Annotated in this window: 19 protein-coding genes; 5 read left to right on the top strand and 14 right to left on the bottom strand. The window is 44.6% G+C overall.

The features are described from left to right. Positions 1 to 209: 209 nt before the first annotated feature. On the top strand, positions 210 to 3,263 hold the full coding sequence (ydiJ, locus tag E8M12_RS14135) for a D-2-hydroxyglutarate dehydrogenase YdiJ (RefSeq protein ID WP_136736931.1): 3,054 nt from the start codon (positions 210 to 212) through the stop codon (positions 3,261 to 3,263). Positions 3,264 to 3,329: 66 nt separating this feature from the next. Here the strand turns inward: ydiJ and E8M12_RS14130 are convergent, their stop codons facing one another. Next, positions 3,330 to 5,444 carry a GGDEF domain-containing protein gene (locus E8M12_RS14130; protein WP_136736913.1) on the bottom strand — a complete coding sequence of 705 codons (2,115 nt, stop codon included), beginning with the start codon at positions 5,442 to 5,444 and terminating at the stop codon, positions 3,330 to 3,332. A 334-nt stretch (positions 5,445 to 5,778) separates the two neighbouring features. Next, positions 5,779 to 6,822, bottom strand: coding sequence for a Glu/Leu/Phe/Val family dehydrogenase (locus tag E8M12_RS14125; protein WP_136736912.1), 1,044 nt, complete (start codon positions 6,820 to 6,822; stop codon positions 5,779 to 5,781). 252 nt (positions 6,823 to 7,074) lie between these two features. On the opposite strand from E8M12_RS14125, the gene E8M12_RS14120 reads away from it, so the two are divergent. Next, positions 7,075 to 7,506 (top strand): DUF4826 family protein, encoded by a 432-nt coding sequence (locus E8M12_RS14120; RefSeq protein ID WP_136736911.1) that lies wholly within the window; start codon positions 7,075 to 7,077, stop codon positions 7,504 to 7,506. A gap of 105 nt (positions 7,507 to 7,611) precedes the next feature. On the opposite strand, the gene E8M12_RS14115 is transcribed toward E8M12_RS14120, so the two are convergent. From E8M12_RS14115 to E8M12_RS14085, 7 genes are all read right to left on the bottom strand, one after another. Continuing rightward, positions 7,612 to 8,073: a GNAT family N-acetyltransferase gene (locus E8M12_RS14115; protein WP_136736910.1), complete on the bottom strand. Its 462-nt coding sequence runs from the start codon at positions 8,071 to 8,073 to the stop codon at positions 7,612 to 7,614. 8 nt (positions 8,074 to 8,081) lie between these two features. After that, positions 8,082 to 9,227, bottom strand: a complete 1,146-nt coding sequence (locus E8M12_RS14110; protein WP_136736909.1) for a cupin domain-containing protein — start codon at positions 9,225 to 9,227, stop codon at positions 8,082 to 8,084. 438 nt (positions 9,228 to 9,665) lie between these two features. Next, on the bottom strand, positions 9,666 to 11,033 hold the full coding sequence (gene purB / locus E8M12_RS14105; RefSeq protein WP_136736908.1) for an adenylosuccinate lyase: 1,368 nt from the start codon (positions 11,031 to 11,033) through the stop codon (positions 9,666 to 9,668). Positions 11,034 to 11,046: 13 nt separating this feature from the next. Beyond that, the gene (gene hflD, locus E8M12_RS14100) at positions 11,047 to 11,664 is read right to left on the bottom strand and encodes a high frequency lysogenization protein HflD (protein ID WP_136736907.1); all 618 of its coding nucleotides are present in this window, start codon (positions 11,662 to 11,664) and stop codon (positions 11,047 to 11,049) included. A gap of 70 nt (positions 11,665 to 11,734) precedes the next feature. Then, on the bottom strand, positions 11,735 to 12,865 hold the full coding sequence (gene mnmA / locus E8M12_RS14095) for a tRNA 2-thiouridine(34) synthase MnmA (RefSeq protein WP_281277726.1): 1,131 nt from the start codon (positions 12,863 to 12,865) through the stop codon (positions 11,735 to 11,737). 67 nt (positions 12,866 to 12,932) lie between these two features. Next, positions 12,933 to 13,403, bottom strand: coding sequence for an NUDIX hydrolase (locus E8M12_RS14090; protein WP_136736906.1), 471 nt, complete (start codon positions 13,401 to 13,403; stop codon positions 12,933 to 12,935). 3 nt (positions 13,404 to 13,406) lie between these two features. Beyond that, positions 13,407 to 14,147 (bottom strand): pseudouridine synthase, encoded by a 741-nt coding sequence (locus E8M12_RS14085; RefSeq protein WP_246034157.1) that lies wholly within the window; start codon positions 14,145 to 14,147, stop codon positions 13,407 to 13,409. Between the two features lie 454 nt (positions 14,148 to 14,601). On the opposite strand from E8M12_RS14085, the gene E8M12_RS14080 reads away from it, so the two are divergent. Then, positions 14,602 to 16,833, top strand: coding sequence for an NADP-dependent isocitrate dehydrogenase (locus tag E8M12_RS14080; protein ID WP_136736905.1), 2,232 nt, complete (start codon positions 14,602 to 14,604; stop codon positions 16,831 to 16,833). A 505-nt stretch (positions 16,834 to 17,338) separates the two neighbouring features. Here the strand turns inward: E8M12_RS14080 and cspD are convergent. Beyond that, entirely contained in the window at positions 17,339 to 17,563 is a 225-nt protein-coding gene (gene cspD / locus E8M12_RS14075; RefSeq protein ID WP_136736904.1) for a cold shock domain-containing protein CspD, read from the bottom strand. 219 nt (positions 17,564 to 17,782) lie between these two features. Between cspD and clpS the strand changes: the two genes are divergently transcribed. Then, positions 17,783 to 18,103, top strand: a complete 321-nt coding sequence (clpS, locus tag E8M12_RS14070; RefSeq protein ID WP_136736903.1) for an ATP-dependent Clp protease adapter ClpS — start codon at positions 17,783 to 17,785, stop codon at positions 18,101 to 18,103. 30 nt (positions 18,104 to 18,133) lie between these two features. Beyond that, entirely contained in the window at positions 18,134 to 20,392 is a 2,259-nt protein-coding gene (clpA, locus tag E8M12_RS14065; RefSeq protein ID WP_136736902.1) for an ATP-dependent Clp protease ATP-binding subunit ClpA, read from the top strand. Positions 20,393 to 20,476: 84 nt separating this feature from the next. Here the strand turns inward: clpA and infA are convergent, their stop codons facing one another. From infA to trxB, 4 genes are all read right to left on the bottom strand, one after another. Continuing rightward, positions 20,477 to 20,695 (bottom strand): translation initiation factor IF-1, encoded by a 219-nt coding sequence (gene infA / locus E8M12_RS14060; protein WP_011043571.1) that lies wholly within the window; start codon positions 20,693 to 20,695, stop codon positions 20,477 to 20,479. Positions 20,696 to 20,780: 85 nt separating this feature from the next. After that, on the bottom strand, positions 20,781 to 21,491 hold the full coding sequence (locus E8M12_RS14055) for an arginyltransferase (RefSeq protein WP_136736901.1): 711 nt from the start codon (positions 21,489 to 21,491) through the stop codon (positions 20,781 to 20,783). A 60-nt stretch (positions 21,492 to 21,551) separates the two neighbouring features. Continuing rightward, positions 21,552 to 22,265 (bottom strand): leucyl/phenylalanyl-tRNA--protein transferase, encoded by a 714-nt coding sequence (aat, locus tag E8M12_RS14050; RefSeq protein ID WP_136736900.1) that lies wholly within the window; start codon positions 22,263 to 22,265, stop codon positions 21,552 to 21,554. Positions 22,266 to 22,278: 13 nt separating this feature from the next. Continuing rightward, a complete protein-coding gene (gene trxB, locus E8M12_RS14045; protein ID WP_136736899.1) occupies positions 22,279 to 23,241 on the bottom strand; it encodes a thioredoxin-disulfide reductase in 963 nt (320 codons plus the stop codon). Between the last annotated feature and the right edge of the window lie 127 nt (positions 23,242 to 23,368).

The following is a 23,368-nucleotide window of genomic DNA, read 5'->3' as shown; positions in this document are numbered from 1 at the left end:
AACGCAACTTATTGAATAATTTGTATTAGTTTTTTTTAGCCTCGCTTTAAACTTATAAAAAAACAAAATTACTTTCCGCTTGCAGCCTGAAGCTTACAGCTAAGAAACCAGAGTTCAATTTCTGGTTTCGCCCACTAAAATCAATTGTTTTTTAACGTGATTTTTAGCATTATAGGCGCATATTCTCCAGGACTTGTGATTTGTTGTATATGCTACCTCGCCTCGATATTGACGATTTGATTTCACCGCTTTATCAAAAGTATCTCGATACCCTTAAATCCAGTGGCTATCGTGGTGATATTTCCTGTCAATACAGTGCGCGTTTGGCTGTGGCCACCGACAACAGCGTCTATCAACAAATACCGCAGGCGGTATTACATCCCAAATCAGTGGATGATATTTCGATACTGACGTCTCTTGCTAATCTTGAAAAGTTCCAGGAAATTCAATTCTCTGCCCGAGGTGGCGGTACCGGCACCAATGGCCAGTCATTAACGCCGGGGATTGTAGTCGACTTGTCCCGCTATATGAACCGCATTCTTGAAATCAATGTGCAGGAACGCTGGGTGCGGGTGCAGGCGGGAGTCGTTAAAGACCAGCTAAATGAGTTTCTAAAGCCCCATGGATTTTTCTTTTCTCCGGATCTATCGACGTCTAATCGCGCCACAATTGGTGGCATGATCAATACTGATGCTTCCGGGCAGGGGTCGCTGGTTTATGGAAAAACTTCTGATCATGTGCTTGGGCTGACCAGCATCCTGGCAAATGGTAGTCTGCTGGAAACGATGCCATTACCGATTGAAGATGCCGAAGCTAAAGCGACACTCGATACCACAGAAGGGTTGCTGTACCGAACGGCTTTGAGTAGCTGTGGTGACAATCGCGATAAAATATTAGCTAAATTTCCTCGCCTGAACCGATTTTTAACCGGTTATGATCTGGAAAACGTTTTTGATCCAAGCCTGACTCAGTTTGATTTAGGCCGTTTGATCACCGGCTCGGAAGGGAGCCTGGCGATTGTCGCCGTAGCAAAACTAAATATTACCGAAATTCCCAACGTCAGGGCCCTGGTGAATATTAAATACGACAGCTTTGAGTCAGCTCTTCGACATTCTCCGGATTTGGTTGAAGCTAAGGCGTTAAGTGTTGAGACCGTTGATTCCAGGGTTTTGAATTTAGCTAAACAGGATATCGTCTGGCACAGCGTTAAGGATTTGATCACCGACGTGCCAGGTGTTGTCATGGATGGATTGAACCTGGTGGAATTCACTGGCTTTGAACAATCCGATGTAGAACGGAAAATCACCGACCTTGAGCGGACGTTGAACGGTGATCAGGCAAAAGCGAAAGGGGTGATTGGCTACCAGGTTACTTATGATCTGGGTAGCATTTCAAAGCTCTATGCGATGCGCAAAAAAGCGGTTGGCCTATTGGGGAATGCAAAAGGGCAGGCCAAACCCTTGGCATTTGCAGAAGATACTGCCGTACCGCCGGAAAACCTTGCCGATTTCATTATTGAATTCCGGGAATTGCTAGACCAGCACAATCTCGATTATGGCATGTTTGGCCATATTGACGCGGGCGTGCTGCACGTGCGTCCAGCGCTTGATATGTGTGACCCGCAACAAGAAGTTTTACTTCGGGAAATCTCCGATAAAGTGGTTGCCCTTACCGCTAAATATGGTGGGTTAATGTGGGGTGAACACGGCAAAGGCTATCGCAGCGAGTATGGCCCGGAGTTTTTCGGCGATGAGTTGTTCTTAGAGTTAAGAAAGATTAAAACCGCGTTTGACCCCCTGAACAAAATGAACCCGGGGAAGATCTGCATACCGTTGGAGCGTGACGACAAGCTGGTGAGTGTCGATGATAAGAAACGTGGTGCGTTTGATCGTTTGATACCAATCCAGGTCCGTGAAGATTTTCCTTCGGTGATGAACTGTAACGGTAATGGCCTGTGCTTTAACTTTGATAGTAAAAGTCCTATGTGTCCATCGAGTAAAATTACCGCTGACAGGCGTCACTCGCCGAAAGGCCGGGCCGGGCTGATGCGAGAATGGTTGCGATTGCTGGCGGATAAGGGCGTTGATTTAGAAACCTTACAACAGGGTAATTCTGGTTTTTCGGTAAAAGCCATGGCATTAAAAACGGCTAATACATTACGGGCAAAAGTGGGCGAATACGATTACTCGCATGAGGTGATGGAAGCCATGTCTGGTTGTTTAGCCTGTAAGGCCTGTGCGAGTCAGTGTCCGGTAAAGGTGGATGTGCCTGACTTTAGAGCGAGATTTATTGACCATTACTATGGCCGTTATTTAAGGCCGATAAAAGACCATTTTGTCGCTCATATCGAAACCCTGGCGCCGATCATGGCTCAGTTTCCGCGTACCGTGAACGCTGGCATTGATAATCCGGTGTTTTCCTGGGTTTCTAAGAAAGTACTGGGTTATGAAGATACACCATTGTTATCTGTTCCTACCCTGGAGCAATACCATAGCGACGAACAGTTCGATGAATTTGATGTCTATGCCTTAGAGCAACTCAATGACGCAGAAAAAGCCAAGACCGTTTTGATTGTCCAGGATCCCTTTACTTCATTCTATGACGCACAGGTGGTTGCCGACTTTATGCGCCTGGCACGAAACCTCGGTTATCGACCGATTCTGTTGCCATTTAAACCGAATGGTAAACCCCAACATGTTAAAGGGTTTCTTGCTAAATTTGCGAAAACAGCAAGCACTTCGGCTGAGTTTTTAAATGAATTGCAGCGTCTTTCTATTCCAATGGTTGGCCTGGATGCATCCTTGGTACTTTGCTACCGAGACGAATATGTACAGGTGTTAGGTGAGCAACGTGGTGATTTTAACGTCCAGCTCAGTCATGAGTGGTTATTACAGGAACTGGATAACCTGGCCGCAGAACCCGTCACTTCCAATCCGGAGACATTTAAATTATTTGCCCATTGCACCGAGAAAACGGCATTGGCACAGACGGAAAAACACTGGCAGCAAATTTTTAAGCATTTTGGACTGGCACTTGAACCAGTCAGTGTCGGCTGTTGTGGTATGGCGGGTACGTACGGTCATGAAACCCAGAATAAACAAAACTCACGGGGATTATTTGAATTAAGCTGGCAGCAACCGTTGAAGCAGAGCCCGGCAGAAATGCAATTAGCGACAGGGTTTTCCTGCCGCAGTCAGGTAAAACGTTACACCGATAAAAAACTTCAGCATCCGGTTCAGGCCTTGTTGAAGCACCTGAATTAGTCTTTTCTTAATAAAATCAAGGGGTCAGAGTTGTTGATTTTCAACAACTCTGACCCCTTGATTTTATTAAAACGAAGATTCAACCTCAAGACCGGTAACACTGGCAATTTCCACCATCGATTTATTATCGCTACCATGGGCTCCCATCCAGGCATTACGGCCTGAATGTTTCGCTGCATACAGACAATGATCGGCAATTTCTAAGGCTTTTGACCAACTGACGCTTTCTGGTTGTGACTTAAATACCGGGAAACTGACAAAACCTATGCTACATGTCACCGAAATGCGATCTCCTGCTTCGGTTAAAAATTCAGTTTTCTCAATAACATGGCATAAACGCTCTGCCATGATTTTGGCCTGTTTTCGCTGTTGAAACCTTAATACCAACAAAAATTCTTCGCCGCCCCAGCGAACTTTATAATCGGACTGGCGCGCGTTCTCATTAAGAATTTGTGCAATTTTTATCAGTATTTTGTCACCTTCTTTGTGACCATAGTTATCGTTAATTTGTTTGAAGTGATCTATGTCTAACAGCAGGCAACAAAGATCCGGGTCCTGTTCATTGTCACCCTGTTGCAGGCTGAGCACCGATTTTATATCGTCAGGCAGATTTTGTTCCAGGTAACGGCGATTGTTGAGACCTGTCAGGCTATCTTTTACCGATGCTTCTTCGGCACTTTTATAGGCAACCTGTAACGCCTGGTTAGCACTTTCCAATTCCTTAGTACGGATTTTTACCAAGCGTGATAGCTTTTTGTTGAGCTTTTTCGATTGCCATCGGGTCCAGCTTAAAAAACTTAAGCCAAGAATCAATATTACACCCAGGTATAGAAACTGGTATAGCTGCTGTTCCTGCTTCGCCCTGACTTCACTGAGTTGATTATCCTTTTGCAGCAGGGCGATGGTCTGTGCCTGGCGAACCGCTTCAGTACGAGCCTGAAAGGCGGCTAATTCTAATGATTTTTGTCGGCTAAAAAGCTCTTTCTCATGATCTCTTAGATCGTTCAGTAACTGAAAAGCCTGGGCATAGTCGCCACTGGCAACACTAATCTCAATGCGCATGCTATTCAGCGCAGCGAGCATCGCTGTCTGGTTTCGTGATTGGTAATAGGCGACTACGGTGTCAGTCAGCTCACTCGCTTTGTCAATATCGCCCTCCTGTAACGCTATTTTAGCGAGTGATTTCCTGACTCGGTTCTTGAGATTTTGCGATCCCTGATATTGGCTTTGCAAAATATCCAGCAGTGTAGTTTTGGCACTCGCTAACTCACCCTTTGCGATGCCGATCTCCGCATTTTTTAATCGCGCCCAGTCAATGTCCCGAGGCGTTTTTAGTTCGTTAAATATCTTTAAAGCTTCGCTTGCATGTACCTGGGCCTCACTCAAATTAGCCATTTTCAAATACACATCTGCCAGTTTTATGTTGCTATAGGCGATGTCTTTTTGATTGCCGGTAGATTGGTCGATGATCAGGGTGTCACGAAAGTAATCGAGAGCGGTATCTACCATCCCCATATCGAGATAAATAGAGCCTATGTTGTATGAATTGGCTGCCATTTCTTTCTGTCGATTCAGGTACTTGTTAATTTTCAGGGCTTTTTCGACGGTCAACAATGACTCTTGATAGCGGCCCTGATATTCATAAATTAATCCAAGGTTCGCATACTGGTTGGCAATACCGGCTTGATCATTAAGGTGTGTGAATGTTTTCAGCGCCTGTTGATGGGCGATAATGGCTTTATCATATTCAGCAACAAAGCGATAATTTCGCCCTAAATCATTGTCGACCATAGCGATAAGAGCAGGTTCATTGATTTTTTCGAAATTATCCCGGGCAGCTGAGAACATTAATTTGGCTTGTTGATGTTCATTAAGTTGCATGGCAATTTCACCAAGCATAGATTCTGCCAGGCCTTGCTTGAGGAAAGGGTTGTTGTCAGCGTTAAGCTGCCATTGTTCGATGGCCTGCCTGGACTGTTGCCAGTCACTGTTGTGGATCAGAGTTTCTATTCGCTGTAGCTGTGTTATCTCATCAGCAGATAAAAGTGCTTTTGCCCGATCTGGTAATGTATAAGCCAGTGCATTAGCGCTATAAAGAAAGATTAATACGAAAACACTTAAGCAAAGGTGCGTTGCAACCTTTTTCCCTGAAAAAGGATCCGATAGTCGTTGATACCACACTGATGAACATCCATTTATTTTTTCTTTTGAGGGTATCCTGTTAACAGAAAAAAAGAAACTGTGATTGTTTATTTCATGGTACCGTTGATTTTTTCGTGTTTATCAAAGGCATGGTATTCAAACTTGCAACGAATGGGCTATGAGCAGTGGGGGAAGTGGTTTGTAAAGACTACAGCATGATTTTTTAGCAATATCGCTCTTAGGTACTCTAGCACTAATGCAGTCAAAGTTGGCTTTGGTGTTAATGGGGGGAATATTAGGGTAGCCGACTTTAGCAGCTACCCATGATATCTTTAATCTGAAATGATATTAAAGCCTGGTTGCCGGGCCAGGATTATTTATGACCGTTAGCAATAATGTCACGGGCCATTTGATCGGCAACCTGACCCGTAGGCAGGCCTTGTTCAGCGGCTTTGGTAAATACATCCATTAGCGTATTGTAGATATCTTCAACCAAGGCAGTCGCTTTATCGGCACAGTATGGCTCGTCACCAATTTCCAGGGCAACGTTGATGATACCACCGGCATTAATGACATAATCAGGCGCATATAGAATACCTTTGTCTTTAACCGCTTGATCGTGTCTGGCTTCCGCTAGTTGATTGTTTGCACAACCGGCAATAATGACTGCTTTCAGCTGTGATAGGGTTTCATCATTAATGGTCGCACCCAGTGCACAAGGGGCATAAACATCAACGTCCTGGCTATAAATTTCATCAAGACCAACGACTTTGGCATTCAACTCCTGGTGCGCGCGTTCAAGCGCTTCTGGGTTGATATCAGTAACAACCAACTCAGCACCGGCGGCGACTAATTTCTCACAAAGTGAATAACCAACACTGCCCAGGCCCTGCACGGCAACGCGAATGCCGTTTAAATCGTCTTTGCCTAACTTAAACTTAACCGCTGCTTTAATGCCTAAGAAAGTACCCAAAGCTGTGAATGGTCCAGGGTTGCCACTTTTACCTTCAAGCCCGGAAACAAACTCAGTTTCCTGGTTGACGATAGCCATGTCGGCAGTCGTAATATTCACATCTTCAGCAGTGTAATATCGACCACCCAAATTATTAACCGCGCGGCCAAAGGCTTTAAACAATTCTTCTGATTTTAGCGATTTTGGATTACCGATTATAACCGCTTTACCGCCACCAAGGTGCAGGCCGGCCATGGCATTTTTATAAGTCATGCCTTTCGATAAACGTAATACGTCTTTCAACGCTTCATCTTCATTTGCATAGTCCCAAAAGCGGCAACCACCGGCTGCAGGGCCTAAGTTTGTGTTATGCACGGCAATGATTGCTTTTAAACCGGTTTGTTCGTCGGAGCAATAAACAACCTGTTCGTGGTAGTCGAAGTCGACAAGTTCAAAAAGAGCCACACCTTTCTCCATTTTGTTGTTCAATACAGGGTGATTGACAGGGTAATTGCAAGCCCGAATTGTGCTGGCAATTATAGCGCTTAAAAATTTCGCGAACCTTATCATTTAAATGCGCCACAGGCCATAAAAAGCGCTAATTTCTTTTTTTTATTCTGTTCATTAAATACTACAACCGATTTGCTTATTTTCTACTTGAGTTTGAGAAGATTATCGGCGAGTATGGGCGAAAAATTTTTCACTATGAGGCATCAAATGAGTGATTCAGACAATAAAAAACCTGAGCAAATGACCGAAGAAAACCGTAGTGCATGGGTAAGAGAACAATATCAGAAAGCAACCAAGTACATGGCTGAAAAAGGACTGGTTGTTGAATCAGTTGCTACGGAAGAAAGTCGTTATGTTGCGCCACTTGTGGCTGTATGGAAACTGCAGGCGATGGATAAGCAAAGCTATTGGGTAATTAGCGGTGATTTGCCTGCCGATCATATCCCGGTGGCAAACGCTGTTGATGGTCGTGAAGCATTAAGAAATTTTTCGATGAAGTGGCAACTTCAGGCACAAAACCTGATGGCTAATGCGGCTGATAATACTCAGGTTGAATTTGCAAATTTATTAGTCAGTCGCGCAGAAGGCCTATACCAAATGTTTGATAACGAAAAACTGTGGACGACGAACGCTAGTTAATCTGTGGTATTTCGTGTCAGCGCTTAGCCGTATTGTTAAGCGCTTGAAAGCGAACAGGCGACAGCCCTTGCACAGCAATAAGGTGTCGCCTTCGCTTATCAATGTTTAGTGACTTAAATAGAAGCGCTTGAAGTCAACTTCGCGAAGGGGACAGGACATTCGTTGCCTGGGTATACCCGCTTCCATAAATACCGCACCAACCGGGCGGAAGTTATGACTGGCGAAATAGCTAACCGCATCTAAATCTGAATTAATATAAACTTCATTTAGCTGGTTTTTTCTGGCTATTTTCAGCAGCGCCTGAATGACTTCTTTACCCACCGGACTTTTCCGTTGTGAAATGACCACAGCAATACGAGAAATCTCACCACTGTTGGTGATTCTTCCGGTCGCTATGGGTTCCTGGGTTTCTTCATCCACCACCAGAACATGGTGGGCTTTTCGGTCTTGCTGGTCGAATTCGATATCGTAGGGGATTCGCCGTTCACAGCAAAACACTTTCTCACGAACAGATTTCAACTGTCGCTCGGCTTGCTGCCAACGAACAATATTCACTTTGTAGCGCACTACTCACCTCAAGCTAACTGCCAAAGTCCTATATTTATAACCCTAGTTAACAGCTCCAGGTTTTTCAAATTGCTTAGTGCGCTTTTCAGCAATTCGGAATTAAGGTGCTGTTTGTTGGCGAGTGCGAGGGCCAGATCGAGTGTATCTTCATAAATGGTAAATCGTTCGCCATTAATAAATAATTTACGTTGCTCGATCAGTAAGGTTTTAAAGCCCAGCACCGGTTCCAATGCGCCATCATCTTCGATGATTTGTTCGATGATGTCAGGAATTTCCTCTATGCTGATTGGTTGTTCCGGTAATCCAACATCCAGTGCGTGGTGCACAGACGTTAATAGCTGACCGAGAAAGTTTTCCATAACATCGTCATTATCAAGCACGTTTTGCATTTGCTGTTTTAACAATTGTAAATCGCGATCGCTGAATAACTCAGGTTGACTGGTTGCCAGACGCTGACTATCGTCGATGCGCTTTGCATAAATGTCTTCATCTAACATGTAATCGGCAAGTCCACCAATCAACTCTTGAGGGTTTGGCGCCTGGAATCCCACCGAATAGTTCATCGCATTATCAATGGCGATGCCATCGTGCGGGTGATGCGGTGGGATATAGAGCAGGTCACCGGCTTCTGTTGTGACATCAATACAGCTTTCAAATGCAGACACCTGCTTTAAATCCGGGTGAGGTACGAGGGTCTGCAGCGTTGAATCGGGTTTACCGACTCGCCATTGTCGTTTGCCGCTTCCCTGGATGATAAAAACGTCATATTGATCGACATGAGCACCAACACCACCTCCAGGTGTCGAAAAACTTACCATTACATCATCAATTCGCCAGTTGGGGATGAACCGGAATGGGCTTATCAGTGAGTCAACGTCTTCAAACCAGTGGTTTACCGCCTGGACCAATAACGTCCACTGGTTATCTCCGTATGACTCAAAATCGTCGAAAGGACCATGGTCGACATGCCATTTATTATCCCGATGTTGGACAATGCGAGATTCAATCATGTCTTCCATGGCAAGACCGGCGAGTTCATCAGGCGCTACCGGGTCTATAAAGTTTGCAAAGGCACCTTTGATAAGCAAAGGCTTTTTCTGCCAGTATTGTTCAAGAAATAATTCAGGGGAGAGATCTTTCCAGTCTATGATCATGGTTTTACAGCAAATTTATCAATCTAATGGTTATAGGATACACGTCAATACGGAAAAAATCAGGCAACTTTAGCTCGATATCGCTTTAAGGCTTTAAGGCGGTAAGGCTCTACAGCTCTACAGCTCTACAGCGTTTTTGGTTAATGCTAATGGTTGTGCAACAGCGCCCGGTCGGTTCGCTTGAAATATTTGCCCAAATTTAGGAGGAGGAAAGTTGTGAATTCTCTGCTAGCGAGGTGCACTTTTAAGGTGCTAAGCGGAGTCAGATGTGTATGCATATAGGGAGGAGTTATGTTGTCTCCTCCCTATATTAACGCTTGAAGGCGATAGAGCCCTATAGCCGTAACGTAAGTTACTTTATCGCCTTACCGCTATACAGCCTTACCGCTTACAGCCTTAAAGCCTTACAGCTTACAGCTCTATAGCGCTTTTTCGAGCTTAAAGTTCGTCGATAAAGCTTACTGCGCGACCAATGTAGCTTGCTGGTGTCATCGCAATCAATTCATCTTTTGCAGACTGCGGTAATTCCAGGTTTTCGATAAATGCTCGCATAGAGTCACCGTCAACACGCTTGCCACGGGTTAACTCTTTGAGTTTCTCGTATGGCTTTTCGATGCCGTAGCGACGCATTACCGTTTGTACAGGCTCTGCCAGTACTTCCCAGTTAGAATCTAATTCATCCAACAGGCTCTGCTCGTTTACCTGCAATTTGCTGATGCCTTTTAAGGTAGCCTGATAGGAAATCAATGAATGAGCAAAACCAACACCTAAGTTACGCAAAACGGTAGAGTCGGTTAAGTCGCGCTGCCAACGGGAGACTGGAAGTTTCTGTGCAAGGTGAGAAAATAATGCGTTAGCGATCCCCAGGTTTCCTTCAGAGTTTTCAAAGTCAATTGGGTTGACTTTATGTGGCATAGTCGAGGAACCAATTTCACCGGCGACGGTCTTTTGTTTGAAGTGACCAAGAGCGATATAACCCCAGATATCACGATCGAAATCAATTAAGATGGTATTAAATCGGGCAACCGCATCGAACAGTTCTGCGATATAGTCATGCGGCTCAATTTGTGTGGTGAATGCGTTCCAGGTAATACCAAGTGAAGTCACGAAACTCTCAGAAAACCCGTGCCAGTTCAGTTCCGGGTAGGCTGAAAGGTGCGCATTGTAATTACCGACAGCGCCATTGATTTTACCGAGGAATTCAACCGCAGCAATTTGATCACGCTGGCGCTTCAGGCGAACATAAACGTTAGCCATTTCCTTACCCATTGTGCTTGGGCTAGCTGGTTGACCGTGGGTACGGCACATCATAGGAATCGTTTTGTATTCTACTGCCAGGTTTTTAATTTCAGTAAGGATTTCATCCATCACCGGTAATAAAACCAGTTCACGACACTCTTTTAGCATCAGCGCATGCGACAGGTTGTTGATATCTTCTGAAGTACAGGCAAAGTGAATGAATTCAGAAACCGCATTTAGCTCAGCGTTGTCCGCAACTTTTTCCTTAAGAAAATATTCGACTGCTTTCACATCGTGGTTTGTTGTTGCCTCGATAGTTTTCACGCGAGCGGCATCTTCTTCGCTGAAATTCGCAACGATAGCATCTAAAACAGCGTTTGCGTCGGCAGAAAATGCCGGTACTTCAGCAATCTCAGCGGTAGCAGCCAGTTTTTGTAACCAACGCACTTCGACGGTAACTCGGTACTTTATTAGTCCGAATTCACTAAAGATTGGGCGCAAGGCCTTAACTTTACTGCCATAACGACCATCTACCGGAGAAATAGCACTGATGCTTGAAAGTTCCATATCTGATTCCTAATTAATGTATAGACTTTAATAATTCTTGCGCTTGCGCCACTACCTGGCGTCTGCGAAATAAAATGACTCGGCGTTTACCACCCATTTGTCGCCACAACACAGCGGCGCGTATTCCTGCAAGAAGCAGGGCGCGAATGCGGTTCTGATTGCCGACTTGTTTTAAAATCCCGGGTTCGCCCGCAATCTGAATCGGGGTTGCCAGCGGGCTGATGATATCACTGTAGACGCTGGCGAAATTGGCAATCATATTATCGCTGTTCAATTCAAAGTGAGTTAACTGACGCTGGCACTGATCGATACGCTCACCAAGACTGGTCATATGCTTTTTCTTGCCTTGCAGGCGACGTTCGAGATTAAGAAGACTGACAATATACCGGGTAATTTCCGGATCTTTATTTACAGTATTATCGCCCAGTTGAGTGACAATCAGCTGTAACCCGGTTTTCAGGTGCGCAATATCGGATCCATAAACGTCCAGTGTATCTTTCGGATTGGTGTTTACAATGGAGTTCAACATTAAATCAAACAGGGAGTCGTCCAGTTGATTTTTGCGAGCAATGCCCTGAACCATGGCAGCAGCCTGGCAAATTGCAGCGAATGTTAAGGTTTGTTCTCTCATATACCTACGGCTTAATTGTTATGATTTATTGGGTTTTTACTAACAACCATTAAAGCAATGGGCTCGTGCCTTAGTTTAGTGAATCAAAATCGCGAATGAGCGTATCAATGATTCCACCACCAAGACATACCTCATCCTGATAAAAAACAACGGACTGGCCTGGTGTTACCGAGCTTTGTTGCTCATCAAACATCACTTCGTAGTCCTTATCGTTAATTCGAGTTACCGTACAAGCCACATCCTGTTGACGGTAACGGGTTTTAACCGTACAACGAAAAGCTTCATTTAATGCTGGCTCAACTCGATCAACCCAATGCAATTGATCGGCGATCAGGCCTTTTGAAAACAGGCGAGGGTGGTTATGACCCTGGCCAACGATTAATACGTTGCGTTTCATATCCTTTTCAACGACGTACCATGGCTCATCACCAGCGTCTTTCAGACCACCAATTCTCAGGCCTTTGCGTTGACCCAGGGTGTGATACATAAGACCATCATGTTCACCAATGACCTGACCTTCACAATTTTCGATATCGCCTGGCTGAGCGGGTAAATAACGCCCCAGGAAATCTTTAAATTTGCGCTCACCAATAAAGCAAATCCCCGTAGAGTCCTTTTTATTGTGAGTAATCAACCCTTCACGCTCGGCAATGGCCCGCACTTCAGGTTTTTCCAGGTGACCGACAGGGAACAGCGTTTGTGCGACTTGCTGGTGGCTTAGTGTATATAAAAAGTAGCTTTGATCTTTGTTGTTATCCAGACCCCGAAGCAACTGATATTTACCATTGCTATCACGGCGTTGCACATAATGTCCGGTTGCGATGAAATCAGCACCCAGGTCTTCGCAGGCAAATTCCAGAAATGCTTTAAATTTGATTTCTTTATTGCACATAATGTCAGGGTTTGGGGTGCGACCGGCTTTGTATTCTTCAAGAAAGTACTCGAATACATTATCCCAGTATTCGGCAGCAAAATTGATGGTATGAAGTTCTATCCCTAATTTTTCACAAACCGCCTGTGCATCTTTCAGATCTTCTGCTGCTGCACAATATTCGTCATCGTCGTCTTCTTCCCAGTTTTTCATAAACAGACCTTCCACCTGATAGCCTTGTTGCTTCAAGAGGTAAGCGGAAACAGAAGAATCAACGCCGCCGGACATGCCGACGATAACTTTTAAATCACGGTTTGCTGTTGTACTCAAGGACTTTAATTCCCAGCCAGTTAAAAAATGGCGCGAATTTTATCATGAAATAGCGTTCAACGCATTATTAAAGATAGGATTTTAAAATGGATAGTGGATATTTATTGCCGTCTAAATAGTCTTTGATGGCAGCAAGCACGATTGGACTTCGTAATTGCGCGGATTTATTTACGATTTCTTCGTAACTCATCCAGACAGCGCGATTGATTTCGTTGTCTTCTGGTTGCGTTTCTAACCACGCATCCAGTTCGACAATAAAGCAAAAGCGCAGATAGAACAGATTGGATCTGGGTAAGTGAAAATAATAGATGCCGCTTAATGCCTGAGCGGTTAACTGTAACCCGGTTTCTTCTTTAAGCTCTCGTTCTAACCCTTCAATAATGGTTTCATTTGCTTCAATATGTCCTGCAGGCTGGTTATAGACCCATTGTTGATCCTGCCATTCTTCAACCATAAGAAATTTCCCTTTATGATGAACGATGGCGGCTACGGTTGTATTAGGTTTAAATTGTAAATGATGGTCATCCAAAGTTGGCATCCTCTATTTTGTGTTACCCGTCGGGTCTAACTCAATTTGTAAATACTGGCCTGGCTGTATTGTTGTTAATGGCGCTATCTGTGCCAGTGAATAAGGTCCCATCGAAACGCGGACCAGGCGTAATGTAGGATAACCAACATGAGCCGTCATCCGTCTTACCTGGCGGTTTCGACCTTCGGTAATGGTAATTTGCAACCAGGTCGTAGGGATGTTTTTTCGATCTCGAATTGGCGTACTGCGCTGCCAGATTTGCGGCTGCTCAATGCGTTCTACCTTTGCCGGTCTCGTCGGGCCATCTTTTAATTCAACGCCTTTACTCAATTGCTCAATGGCTTGGGCACTGACATCACCTTCTACCTGTACCCAATAGGTTTTGGCTTTTTTGAACTTTGGATTGGCCAGTTTATGCTGTAATTCACCATCATTGGTTAGCACCAGAAGGCCTTCTGAGTCTTTGTCGAGACGGCCAGCAGCATAAATATCCTTGATCGGGATAAAATCCTTCAGTGTTGAGCGCTGCTGATCATCGCTAAACTGAGTTAAAACATCGTAAGGTTTATTGAACAGTACCAGTATAGGTCGTTCTGGTTTAGGCTTATTACGGCGAAGCTTATCAGGACTCGCTGCGCGCCTGGTCGAGTTGGAGACTGCAGAGGTTTTCTTTGCCAAATATCTTTTCGAAGAGCCCGTCAACTTAGGGCGTCTGGCTTTTTCTCGGTTTTTAGGGCGTTGCTTTTCCATCATTGCCTGTTGCGCGTTCAACTTAGGTAAAGGTATTGGCTTATGGTATCAAAATCATCTCGAAAAAGCGTTGTAACTTATTCAAATTGGGTTTTACCTTGGGACTAGGTTAATTAAATTCATACTGCTATACTGACGCGCGCTCGTCATTTTTGACCATAAATCTGTCGGCTGTTTTCCACTTAAACGAGGCAGAGCAGATTATTAAGCCCGATCATCAATTTGGTGGTTAGCTGCAGGATGAATAAGGTCGAATGGCGAATAATAAAGGGTCACTTAATATTGTTAACGGCAATTGCTGGTTCTCTGAACCACTTGCAGAGTTTACCCATTAAAACCTTGGGTAGATGCACCAGGGTTAACGCTTGCTCGAAAGCGTCAGCCAAAACACGAAGTTAACAAACCCAATAAATTTAAAGCGGCGCCATATACAGGGCGTACAAACAAAGGATATGGTATGACTTCCGAGAATTCCAAAATTATCTACACTATTACCGATGAAGCGCCTGCGTTGGCAACTCATTCATTTTTACCAATCGTGCAGGCATATGCCGGTACCGCTGGCGTTGATGTGACTACCAAAGACATTTCTTTAGCTGGCCGTATTATCGCTAACTTTCCGGAGTACCTGAAACCAGAACAACAAATTGGTGATGCTTTGGCAGAGCTCGGCGATCTGGCAAAAACACCGGAAGCAAACATTATCAAACTGCCAAATATCAGTGCATCGATTCCACAGTTGCAGGCAGCGATTAAAGAATTACAGAATAAAGGTTACGCGTTGCCTGATTTTCCGGCTGAGCCAAAGACCGCTGATGAGCAGGAAATTCGTGCTAAATATGCGAAAGTACTGGGCAGTGCGGTAAACCCGGTTCTTCGTGAAGGTAATTCGGACCGCCGTGCTCCTGGTTCAGTTAAGCAATACGCAAAAAACAATCCACACTCGATGGGTGCATGGTCAGCCGATTCTAAATCTTGTGTAGCCAGCATGGATGAAGGTGACTTTTTCGCGAGTGAACAGTCTGTCACTATCGATGAAGCGACATCCGTTAACATTGAATTTGTGTCCGAGTCTGGTGATGTTGAAGTCTTAAAATCTGATCTGGCGTTACAGAAAGGCGAAATCATCGATTCTTCTTTCATGAGCAAAAACAAGCTTCGTGCGTTTTTAGCCCAGCAGATCCAAGCCGCTAAAGAGCAAGGCGTATTATTCTCCCTGCACATGAAAGCGACAATGATGAAAGTCTCTGACCCTATCATTTTTGGTCACTGTGTTTCGGTATTTTACAAAGACGTATTTGCTAAATACCAGGACGTATTTGAGAAGCTTGGTGTCAATGTTAACAATGGTATCGGCGATGTGTACGCAAAAGTTGAACAGTTAGAGCCTGCATTAAGAGACGAGATTCTTGGCGCACTGGATGCGGTATATACTGATGCACCAGACCTGGCGATGGTTAACTCTGACAAAGGTATTACTAACCTGCACGTGCCAAGCGACGTGATCATCGACGCTTCTATGCCAGCTATGATTCGTTCGTCGGGTAAAATGTGGAATAAAAATGACCAGTTACAAGACACCATTGCTGTCATTCCTGATCGTTGTTACTCAGGCGTTTATCAAGAAACGATTGAGTTTTGTAAAGAGCATGGCGCGTTTGACCCGACAACCATGGGTAGTGTGCCGAACGTTGGTCTGATGGCTCAAAAAGCCGAAGAATACGGTTCTCATGACAAAACCTTTGAAGTAAAAGCGAACGGTACAATGCGTGTCGTTGATGGCAACGGCAATGTATTGATGCAACACCAGGTAGAAGCTGGTGATATCTGGCGTATGTGCCAGGTAAAAGATGCACCAATTCAGGATTGGGTGAAACTTGCGGTTAACCGTTCTCGCGCTTCTGATACCCCAGCGGTATTCTGGTTAAACCCAGAACGTGCTCACGATGCACAACTGATCAAAAAAGTGAATGAGTATTTGCCACAGCACAACACAGAAGGCCTGGATATTCGTATCATGTCTCCGGTTGAAGCGACTCGATTCTCGTTACAACGTATCAAGGAAGGTAAGGATACGATTTCAGTTACCGGTAACGTCTTACGTGATTACCTAACCGACCTGTTCCCAATTTTAGAACTGGGTACCAGTGCAAAAATGCTATCAATCGTTCCTCTGATGAACGGTGGCGGCCTGTTTGAAACTGGTGCTGGTGGTTCTGCTCCTAAGCACGTGCAACAGTTTGAAAAAGAAAATTACCTGCGTTGGGATTCACTGGGTGAGTTCCTGGCACTGGCGGCATCGCTTGAGCATTTAAGCAATCATGCCAACAACCCTAAAGCGCAGGTATTGGCAGACACGTTGGATGCTGCAACTGCCACTTTCCTGGCCGAGAATAAGTCTCCGGCTCGTAAAGTAGGCCAGATTGATAACCGAGGCAGTCATTTTTACCTGGCTATGTACTGGGCACAAGAGTTGGCATCGCAGGATAAGGATGCGGAATTAAAGGCTATTTTCGCGCCTGTTGCTGAAAAGCTGACGTCTCAGGAAGCGAAAATCGTTGAAGAACTTAATTCAGCGCAAGGTGTAACGGTTGATGTTCACGGTTATTACCAGCCAGATAGTGAACTGGCTGCTAAAGCGATGCGTCCAAGCGCAACACTGAACGAAACTATCGATTCATTGCGCTAATAGTCTTAATACCGACTGATAATAAGGCCCGCTTAATTGCGGGCCTTTTTGTTTCAGGATAATCTTTATCCTGTAAACGGAAATGGGGGATATTGGCAAAGCGCTACCTTGTAATTGTCTAAATCAGCCCTTATATCTTTTTTAGAGGCGATTGAACCAAGAACGCCTTTTAGAGAAAGGAAGCTATAAAAGCTATAAAGTTGTATGGCTGTAAAGTTATAAGGTCAAAGCCCACTACTTACGGCTTATAGCTTACGGCTTAAGGCTTTATCTTCGGTGGATTGAACAGCAAAAGCTGTACTCACTGGAGATAGCGAGCGAAGAAGGGGCGGCATCATTGGCCGCTAAACAGAGAAAACTTACTCTGTCCTGTGATGCGATTCCGATTCCTCAATATTTACGCATTATTACGCAATTATGGGGAACAAGATGTCATTCAGAGCGAGTTCAGGACCCAGCAAAGAGAGGGGTGCTCTCTTGCTGTAAATCTCTGAAAAAAGCCGGACTATTGTTGGTCGCCTTCCATATCGAGAGGGCGAATACTTGCCGCGTGATGACCTTTTGGCCCTTCATTGAGCTCGTAGTCGACACTTTGGCCAGCTTTTAGGGTACGGTAGCCGTCCATTTGAATTGTTGAGTAGTGTGCGAAGATATCTTCACCGCCGGATTCAGGACGAATAAAACCAAAACCTTTGGCGTTATTGAACCATTTCACTGTACCATTAGCCATACTTCCACTTCCTTCTTAAACATTGGTATTTTTGTTTGAATCGATCTCACATGATCATTAAAGTATTTCTATCAGTAAATTACTGGTAGGGGTGTGACTAAAAAATAGCCACAATTAAAAATTTAGATTAATAGAAAAATTAGTCAAGATAAATAGTTGGTTTTTTTGATTTTTTAAATCTTGATTATTTTTAACGCAGTAAGAGCTAAAATATTTTATATGAGTAAAGCTAAAGAACTTATCGGTACAGATAATGTAGTTGAAGAGCTTGAACGACAGAAAATAAAGCGTCCGTCTATGTATCGGGTGATTATTTTAAATGATGATTACACACCGATGGACTTCGTAGTTGAAGTGTTAAGTAAATTTTTTAATATGGATACTGACCAAGCGACGCAAATTATGCTAACAATACATTATAAGGGTAAAGCAAGTTGTGGAGTGTTTACCGCCGAAGTTGCTGAGACGAAAGTTGATCAAGTTTGTCGGTTTGCCCGTAAGCATGAACATCCACTGATGTGTACCATGGAAAAGGTGTAGTATTCCCCCAAAGTATGGAGCAAGACGTAAATGTTAAATAAAGAACTAGAAATCTCCTTAAACCTGGCTTTCCGTCAAGCCAAAGACTCTCGCCATGAATTTATGACGGTCGAACATCTATTGCTTGCTTTATTGGAAAACCCGGAGGCGATTGAAGCCATAAAAGCCTGTGGCGGCGATCTCGAAAAGCTCAGGCTTGAGCTCAATACCTTTATCGCTGAAACCACACCCGTTATTCAGGAAGGCGATGAAGACAAGGAAACTCAGCCAACGTTAGGGTTTCAACGGGTCTTGCAACGTGCTGTGTTCCACGTTCAGTCTTCAGGTAAAACCGAAGTAAATGGTGCCAATGTTTTGGTGGCTATTTTTAGTGAGCAAGAATCCCAGGCCGCCTATTTCCTGAAAAAATCGGATATCACCCGGTTAGATATCGTTAATTATATTTCTCATGGCATTGCGAAAAACCAGGCCATTGAACCGACCCTGGAGCACGATGACGGGATTAGTGTCGAAGAGGAAAACAAAACCGTCGATGCCTATGCTGATAACTTAAACAAGGCGGCACAGCTTGGACAGATTGACCCAATGATTGGTCGCGCCCGGGAGCTGGAGCGTACCGTTCAGGTGTTAAGTCGACGTCGCAAGAACAACCCATTGTTTGTTGGTGAGGCTGGGGTTGGTAAAACCGCCATTGCCGAAGGCCTGGCAAAATTAATTGTTGAAGAGAAAGCTCCTGAGGTCTTGCTGGACGCGACCATCTACTCACTTGATATGGGCGCTTTGCTGGCGGGAACCAAATATCGAGGGGATTTTGAAAAACGTTTCAAAGCCTTGTTAAAAGAGCTTGAAAAAGATCCACATGCGATATTGTTTATCGATGAAATTCACACCATTATCGGTGCCGGTGCAGCCTCTGGTGGCATGATGGATGCCTCTAACCTGATTAAACCATTGCTTTCTGCGGGTAAATTACGATGCATGGGGTCTACGACCTACCAGGAGTTTAAAACCATCTTTGAAAAGGATCGTGCGCTTGCCCGTCGATTCCAGAAGATTGATATTAATGAGCCATCGATAGATGAAACTACGAAAATTCTGCAGGGCCTGAAAGAGCGTTATGAGAAACATCATAACGTGAAATATTCAAATAAAGCCTTGAAAGCGGCCGCAGAATTATCTGCCAAGTACATCAATGACAGGTTCCTTCCTGATAAAGCCATCGATGTGATCGATGAAGCAGGTGCCAAACAGCAACTGTTAGAAGCGAAAAAACGTAAGAAAACTATCGGGATCGGCGAGATTGAAGCTATCGTGGCTGCAATAGCCCGAATTCCAGAAAAATCTGTGTCTTCTACGGAAAAAGACAACCTGATGAATATCGACCGCAATTTAAAAATGGTGGTATTTGGCCAGGACGAAGCAATCGATGGATTAACCTCGGTCATCCGATTAAATCGAGCGGGTCTTGGAAATGAAGACAAACCGGTTGGTTCATTCCTGTTTTCCGGGCCTACCGGGGTAGGGAAGACCGAAGTCACGAATCAGCTGGCAAAAATACTCGGTGTCGAGTTATTGCGCTTTGATATGTCAGAGTATATGGAGAAGCATGCGGTTAGTCGCCTGATCGGTGCACCTCCGGGTTATGTTGGTTACGAGCAAGGCGGTTTATTAACGGATGCGGTGATTAAACATCCGCACTCGGTCGTACTGCTGGATGAGATAGAGAAAGCGCACACCGATATCTACAATATCCTGTTGCAGGTAATGGACCACGGCACACTCACTGATAACAATGGCCGCAAGGCTGATTTTCGCAATGTGATCCTGGTGTTAACCACGAATGCCGGCGTACGTGAAACGACTCGACAATCTATTGGTTTCCAGCAGCAAGATCATAGTTTTGATGCGATGTCGGAAATTAATCGGGTATTTTCACCAGAGTTTCGCAATCGGTTGGATTCAATTATCTGGTTTAATCATCTGCAAACCGAAGTTATTGAGCAGGTGGTGGACAAGTTTATTGTCGAGTTGCAGGCGCAGTTGGATCATAAAGGTGTCTCACTGGAATTGTCTAAGAAAGCGCGAGCCTGGTTGGCAGAGCATGGCTATGATAAGGCCATGGGAGCCAGACCGATGGCCCGTTTAATCCAGGAACAACTGAAGAAACCTCTTGCTAACGAACTGCTGTTTGGTGAGTTGATGCAAGGCGGTGTCGCCAAGGTCGATGTTGATAAGAAGGCGGATAAACTGGTGTTCAGTTTTGAAGAAAAAACGGAACTGGTGTCGTAAGCAGTAAGAAGACTTAAGTTTCAACCACAAAAAAAACCTCGCATTGCGAGGTTTTTGCTTTTTCAACTCGTTGGAGTTAACAGATTATCTGGCGCGGAAAATAATGCGACCTTTAGATAAGTCGTAAGGGGTCAATTCAACGGTAACCTTGTCACCAGTCAAAATACGGATGTAGTTCTTACGCATTTTTCCTGAGATGTGTGCAGTTACAACGTGACCATTTTCTAATTCAACACGAAACATGGTATTCGGCAACGTATCTAATACCGTACCTTGCATTTCAATATTTTCTTCTTTCGCCATCTAAGCGTTAATCCTCTAAAATTTTGCATAATAAAATTGCTGCGCAGATCATGCCGAAAAGCGAGCAATTTGTAAAGTCAATGCGCTATTTATTTGTTCGTTGCCAACGCTCACCCTGTAAACGCTGATGTGGAAAATATCTACTCTTATAGTTCATTTTACTGCAGTCGTCGATTTGGTAGCCCAGATAAAGAAAGTTTTTTTGTAATTGTTGAGCGACCTTAATCTGGCTGAGAATTGATAAAATACCCAGGGAACGCTTTGGCAGGTCGGGATCATAGAAAGTGTAAAGCGCTGAAAGCGCATTGGGAAGGTTGTCGGTTACCGCGACGCTGACAAGTTTCTGTTCCAAATACAGTTCGATGAATAACTGAGAAATGTTCTTGCTGAAAATGAAGTTATTGTATTGTTCCCGGTTCGCAGGATACATGCCACCGTCCTGGTGAATGGCGTTGATATAGCGTTTGTATAGTGGGTAGTAGGTGGGTTTTTCCAGCGAGCTAATCTGTATTTCGATGTCCTGGTTTATTTTTAAAACCCGCTTTTGACTGCGAGTGGGAGCAAATTCCTGTACTGGAACTCGAAGCGACTCACAGGCATCACAGTTTTTACAATGGGGCCGGTAAACCTGGTTACCGCTGCGTCGAAACCCTGCTTCTAACAACCGTTGGTAGTTTTCATTGGACAGTAGTTCATGATTCATAACCACCATCAAACGTTCTTTTTTTTCAGGTAAATAGTTGCAGGCAAAGTGCTGGGTAAGGCCAAACTGAAAGTATTTTTTTTGCTCACTCATCAACAATTAACCCGGATAAATCAAACACAACTACCTTTGCTTACTATAAAGAATAGTCGCTCAATAATCGAGATGCAGAGCTTGTGGTTGCCAAAACTGATCGTTAAATTGACGCTGGGTGGCCCGAGCCTGAGCCTGGGAAAACGCCTGGCGAGAAATTTCGATAGCGCCCATCGATTGTAAAAATGGGTTTTGGATTTGACAGTCAATAAAATCAACATGCTCGCTTAACAGGTGGTTACGTAATGCCACTAACGCAACTTTTGATGCATTTTCGGCCCGATAAAACATAGATTCGCCGCTAAAAAAGCCGCCAATACAAATGCCGTATAAACCACCGACAAGGTAATTGTCCTGCCAGACCTCAATCGAATGCGCAAAGCCCTGCTGGTGTAATTGCTGATATGCCTGCATCATTGATGGCAAAATCCAGGTGTCTTCCTGGCGAAATGGCGCATCGGCACATAATTCGATCACCTGATTAAATGCTTTGTTTAAGGTGACCTGATAAGGCGATTTCTTCAGAAACTTCGTCAGTGAACGATTAATACGCAGCTTATCGAGGGGTAGCACGGCTCTGGGATCGGGGCTCCACCAAAGAATCGGATCACCTTCTGAAAACCAGGGAAAAATACCATTGGTATAAGCATTGATAATGCGGGGAGGGGATAAGTCTCCGCCGACGGCGAGCAAACCGTTAGGTTCAGATAGTGCTTGCTCAGTCGGCGGGAACGACAGATCCTGTAAAGTTAGACGGTGCAGAATCTGTTGCATTCAGGGAATGACCTTACTTTTTAGCGGCCAGAGCATCCAGATAACGCTCAGCATCTAATGCCGCCATACAACCGGAACCGGCAGAAGTAATTGCCTGACGGTAGATATGATCAGCCACATCGCCGGCAGCATAAACGCCTTCAACACTGGTTTGGGTTGCATTGCCTTCGGTACCCGAGTGAATTTTTAAATAGCCGTCTTTCATTTCTAGCTGGCCTTCGAATATTCCCGTATTCGGCTTGTGACCGATAGCGATAAAACAACCGGCAACGTCGATTTCTTCCGTTGCATCGGATTTAGTATCCTGTAAGCGCAGTCCTGTAACGCCCATGTCATCACCTAAGACTTCGTCTAACGTGCGGTCAAGGTGCAATACAATATTGCCGTTTTCCACTTTGTCCATTAAACGTTGGGTAAGGATTTTCTCACTACGGAACGTATCACGACGATGAATTAAATGAACTTCAGAGGCAATATTCGACAGGTATAGCGCTTCTTCTACTGCGGTGTTACCACCACCCACGACCGCAACTTTCTGGTTACGATAAAAGAAACCATCACAGGTCGCACAGGCGGAAATGCCTTTACCCATAAACGCGGTTTCTGACTCCAGGCCAAGGTATTGAGCTGAAGCACCCGTTGCGATAATCAGTGCATCACAGCTGTATTCACCGCTGCTGCCTTTTAATTTAAATGGGCGATTGGATAAATCCACTTCATCAATATGATCGAAGATAATCTCGGTATCAAATTTCTCCGCGTGTTTCTGCATGCGCTCCATCAGCAGGGGACCTGTCAGGTCGTCCGCATCACCCGGCCAGTTTTCAACTTCGGTCGTGGTGGTTAACTGGCCACCTTGCTGCATACCGGTGATCATTACCGGGTGTAAATTAGCGCGCGCAGCGTAAACGGCGGCTGTGTAGCCAGCTGGACCTGAGCCTAAAATCAAAAGAGGGCAATGCCTTACATCACTCATGTAATACTCCATGGAATTGAGAAAAAGTTATAACTTGCAGGTTATAATTTGAATATGTTGTCTTGATTGGGGTAGTAAAATCCAATTACAAGACTTAAAGATAAAAAAAACGCTGTTATATTAACAG

It is taken from the genome of Thalassotalea mangrovi (assembly GCF_005116735.1).
Classification (GTDB): domain Bacteria; phylum Pseudomonadota; class Gammaproteobacteria; order Enterobacterales; family Alteromonadaceae; genus Thalassotalea_A; species Thalassotalea_A mangrovi.
The sequence above is the reverse complement of the archived record's forward strand: the minus strand, read 5'-3'. Positions and strand labels throughout refer to the sequence as shown.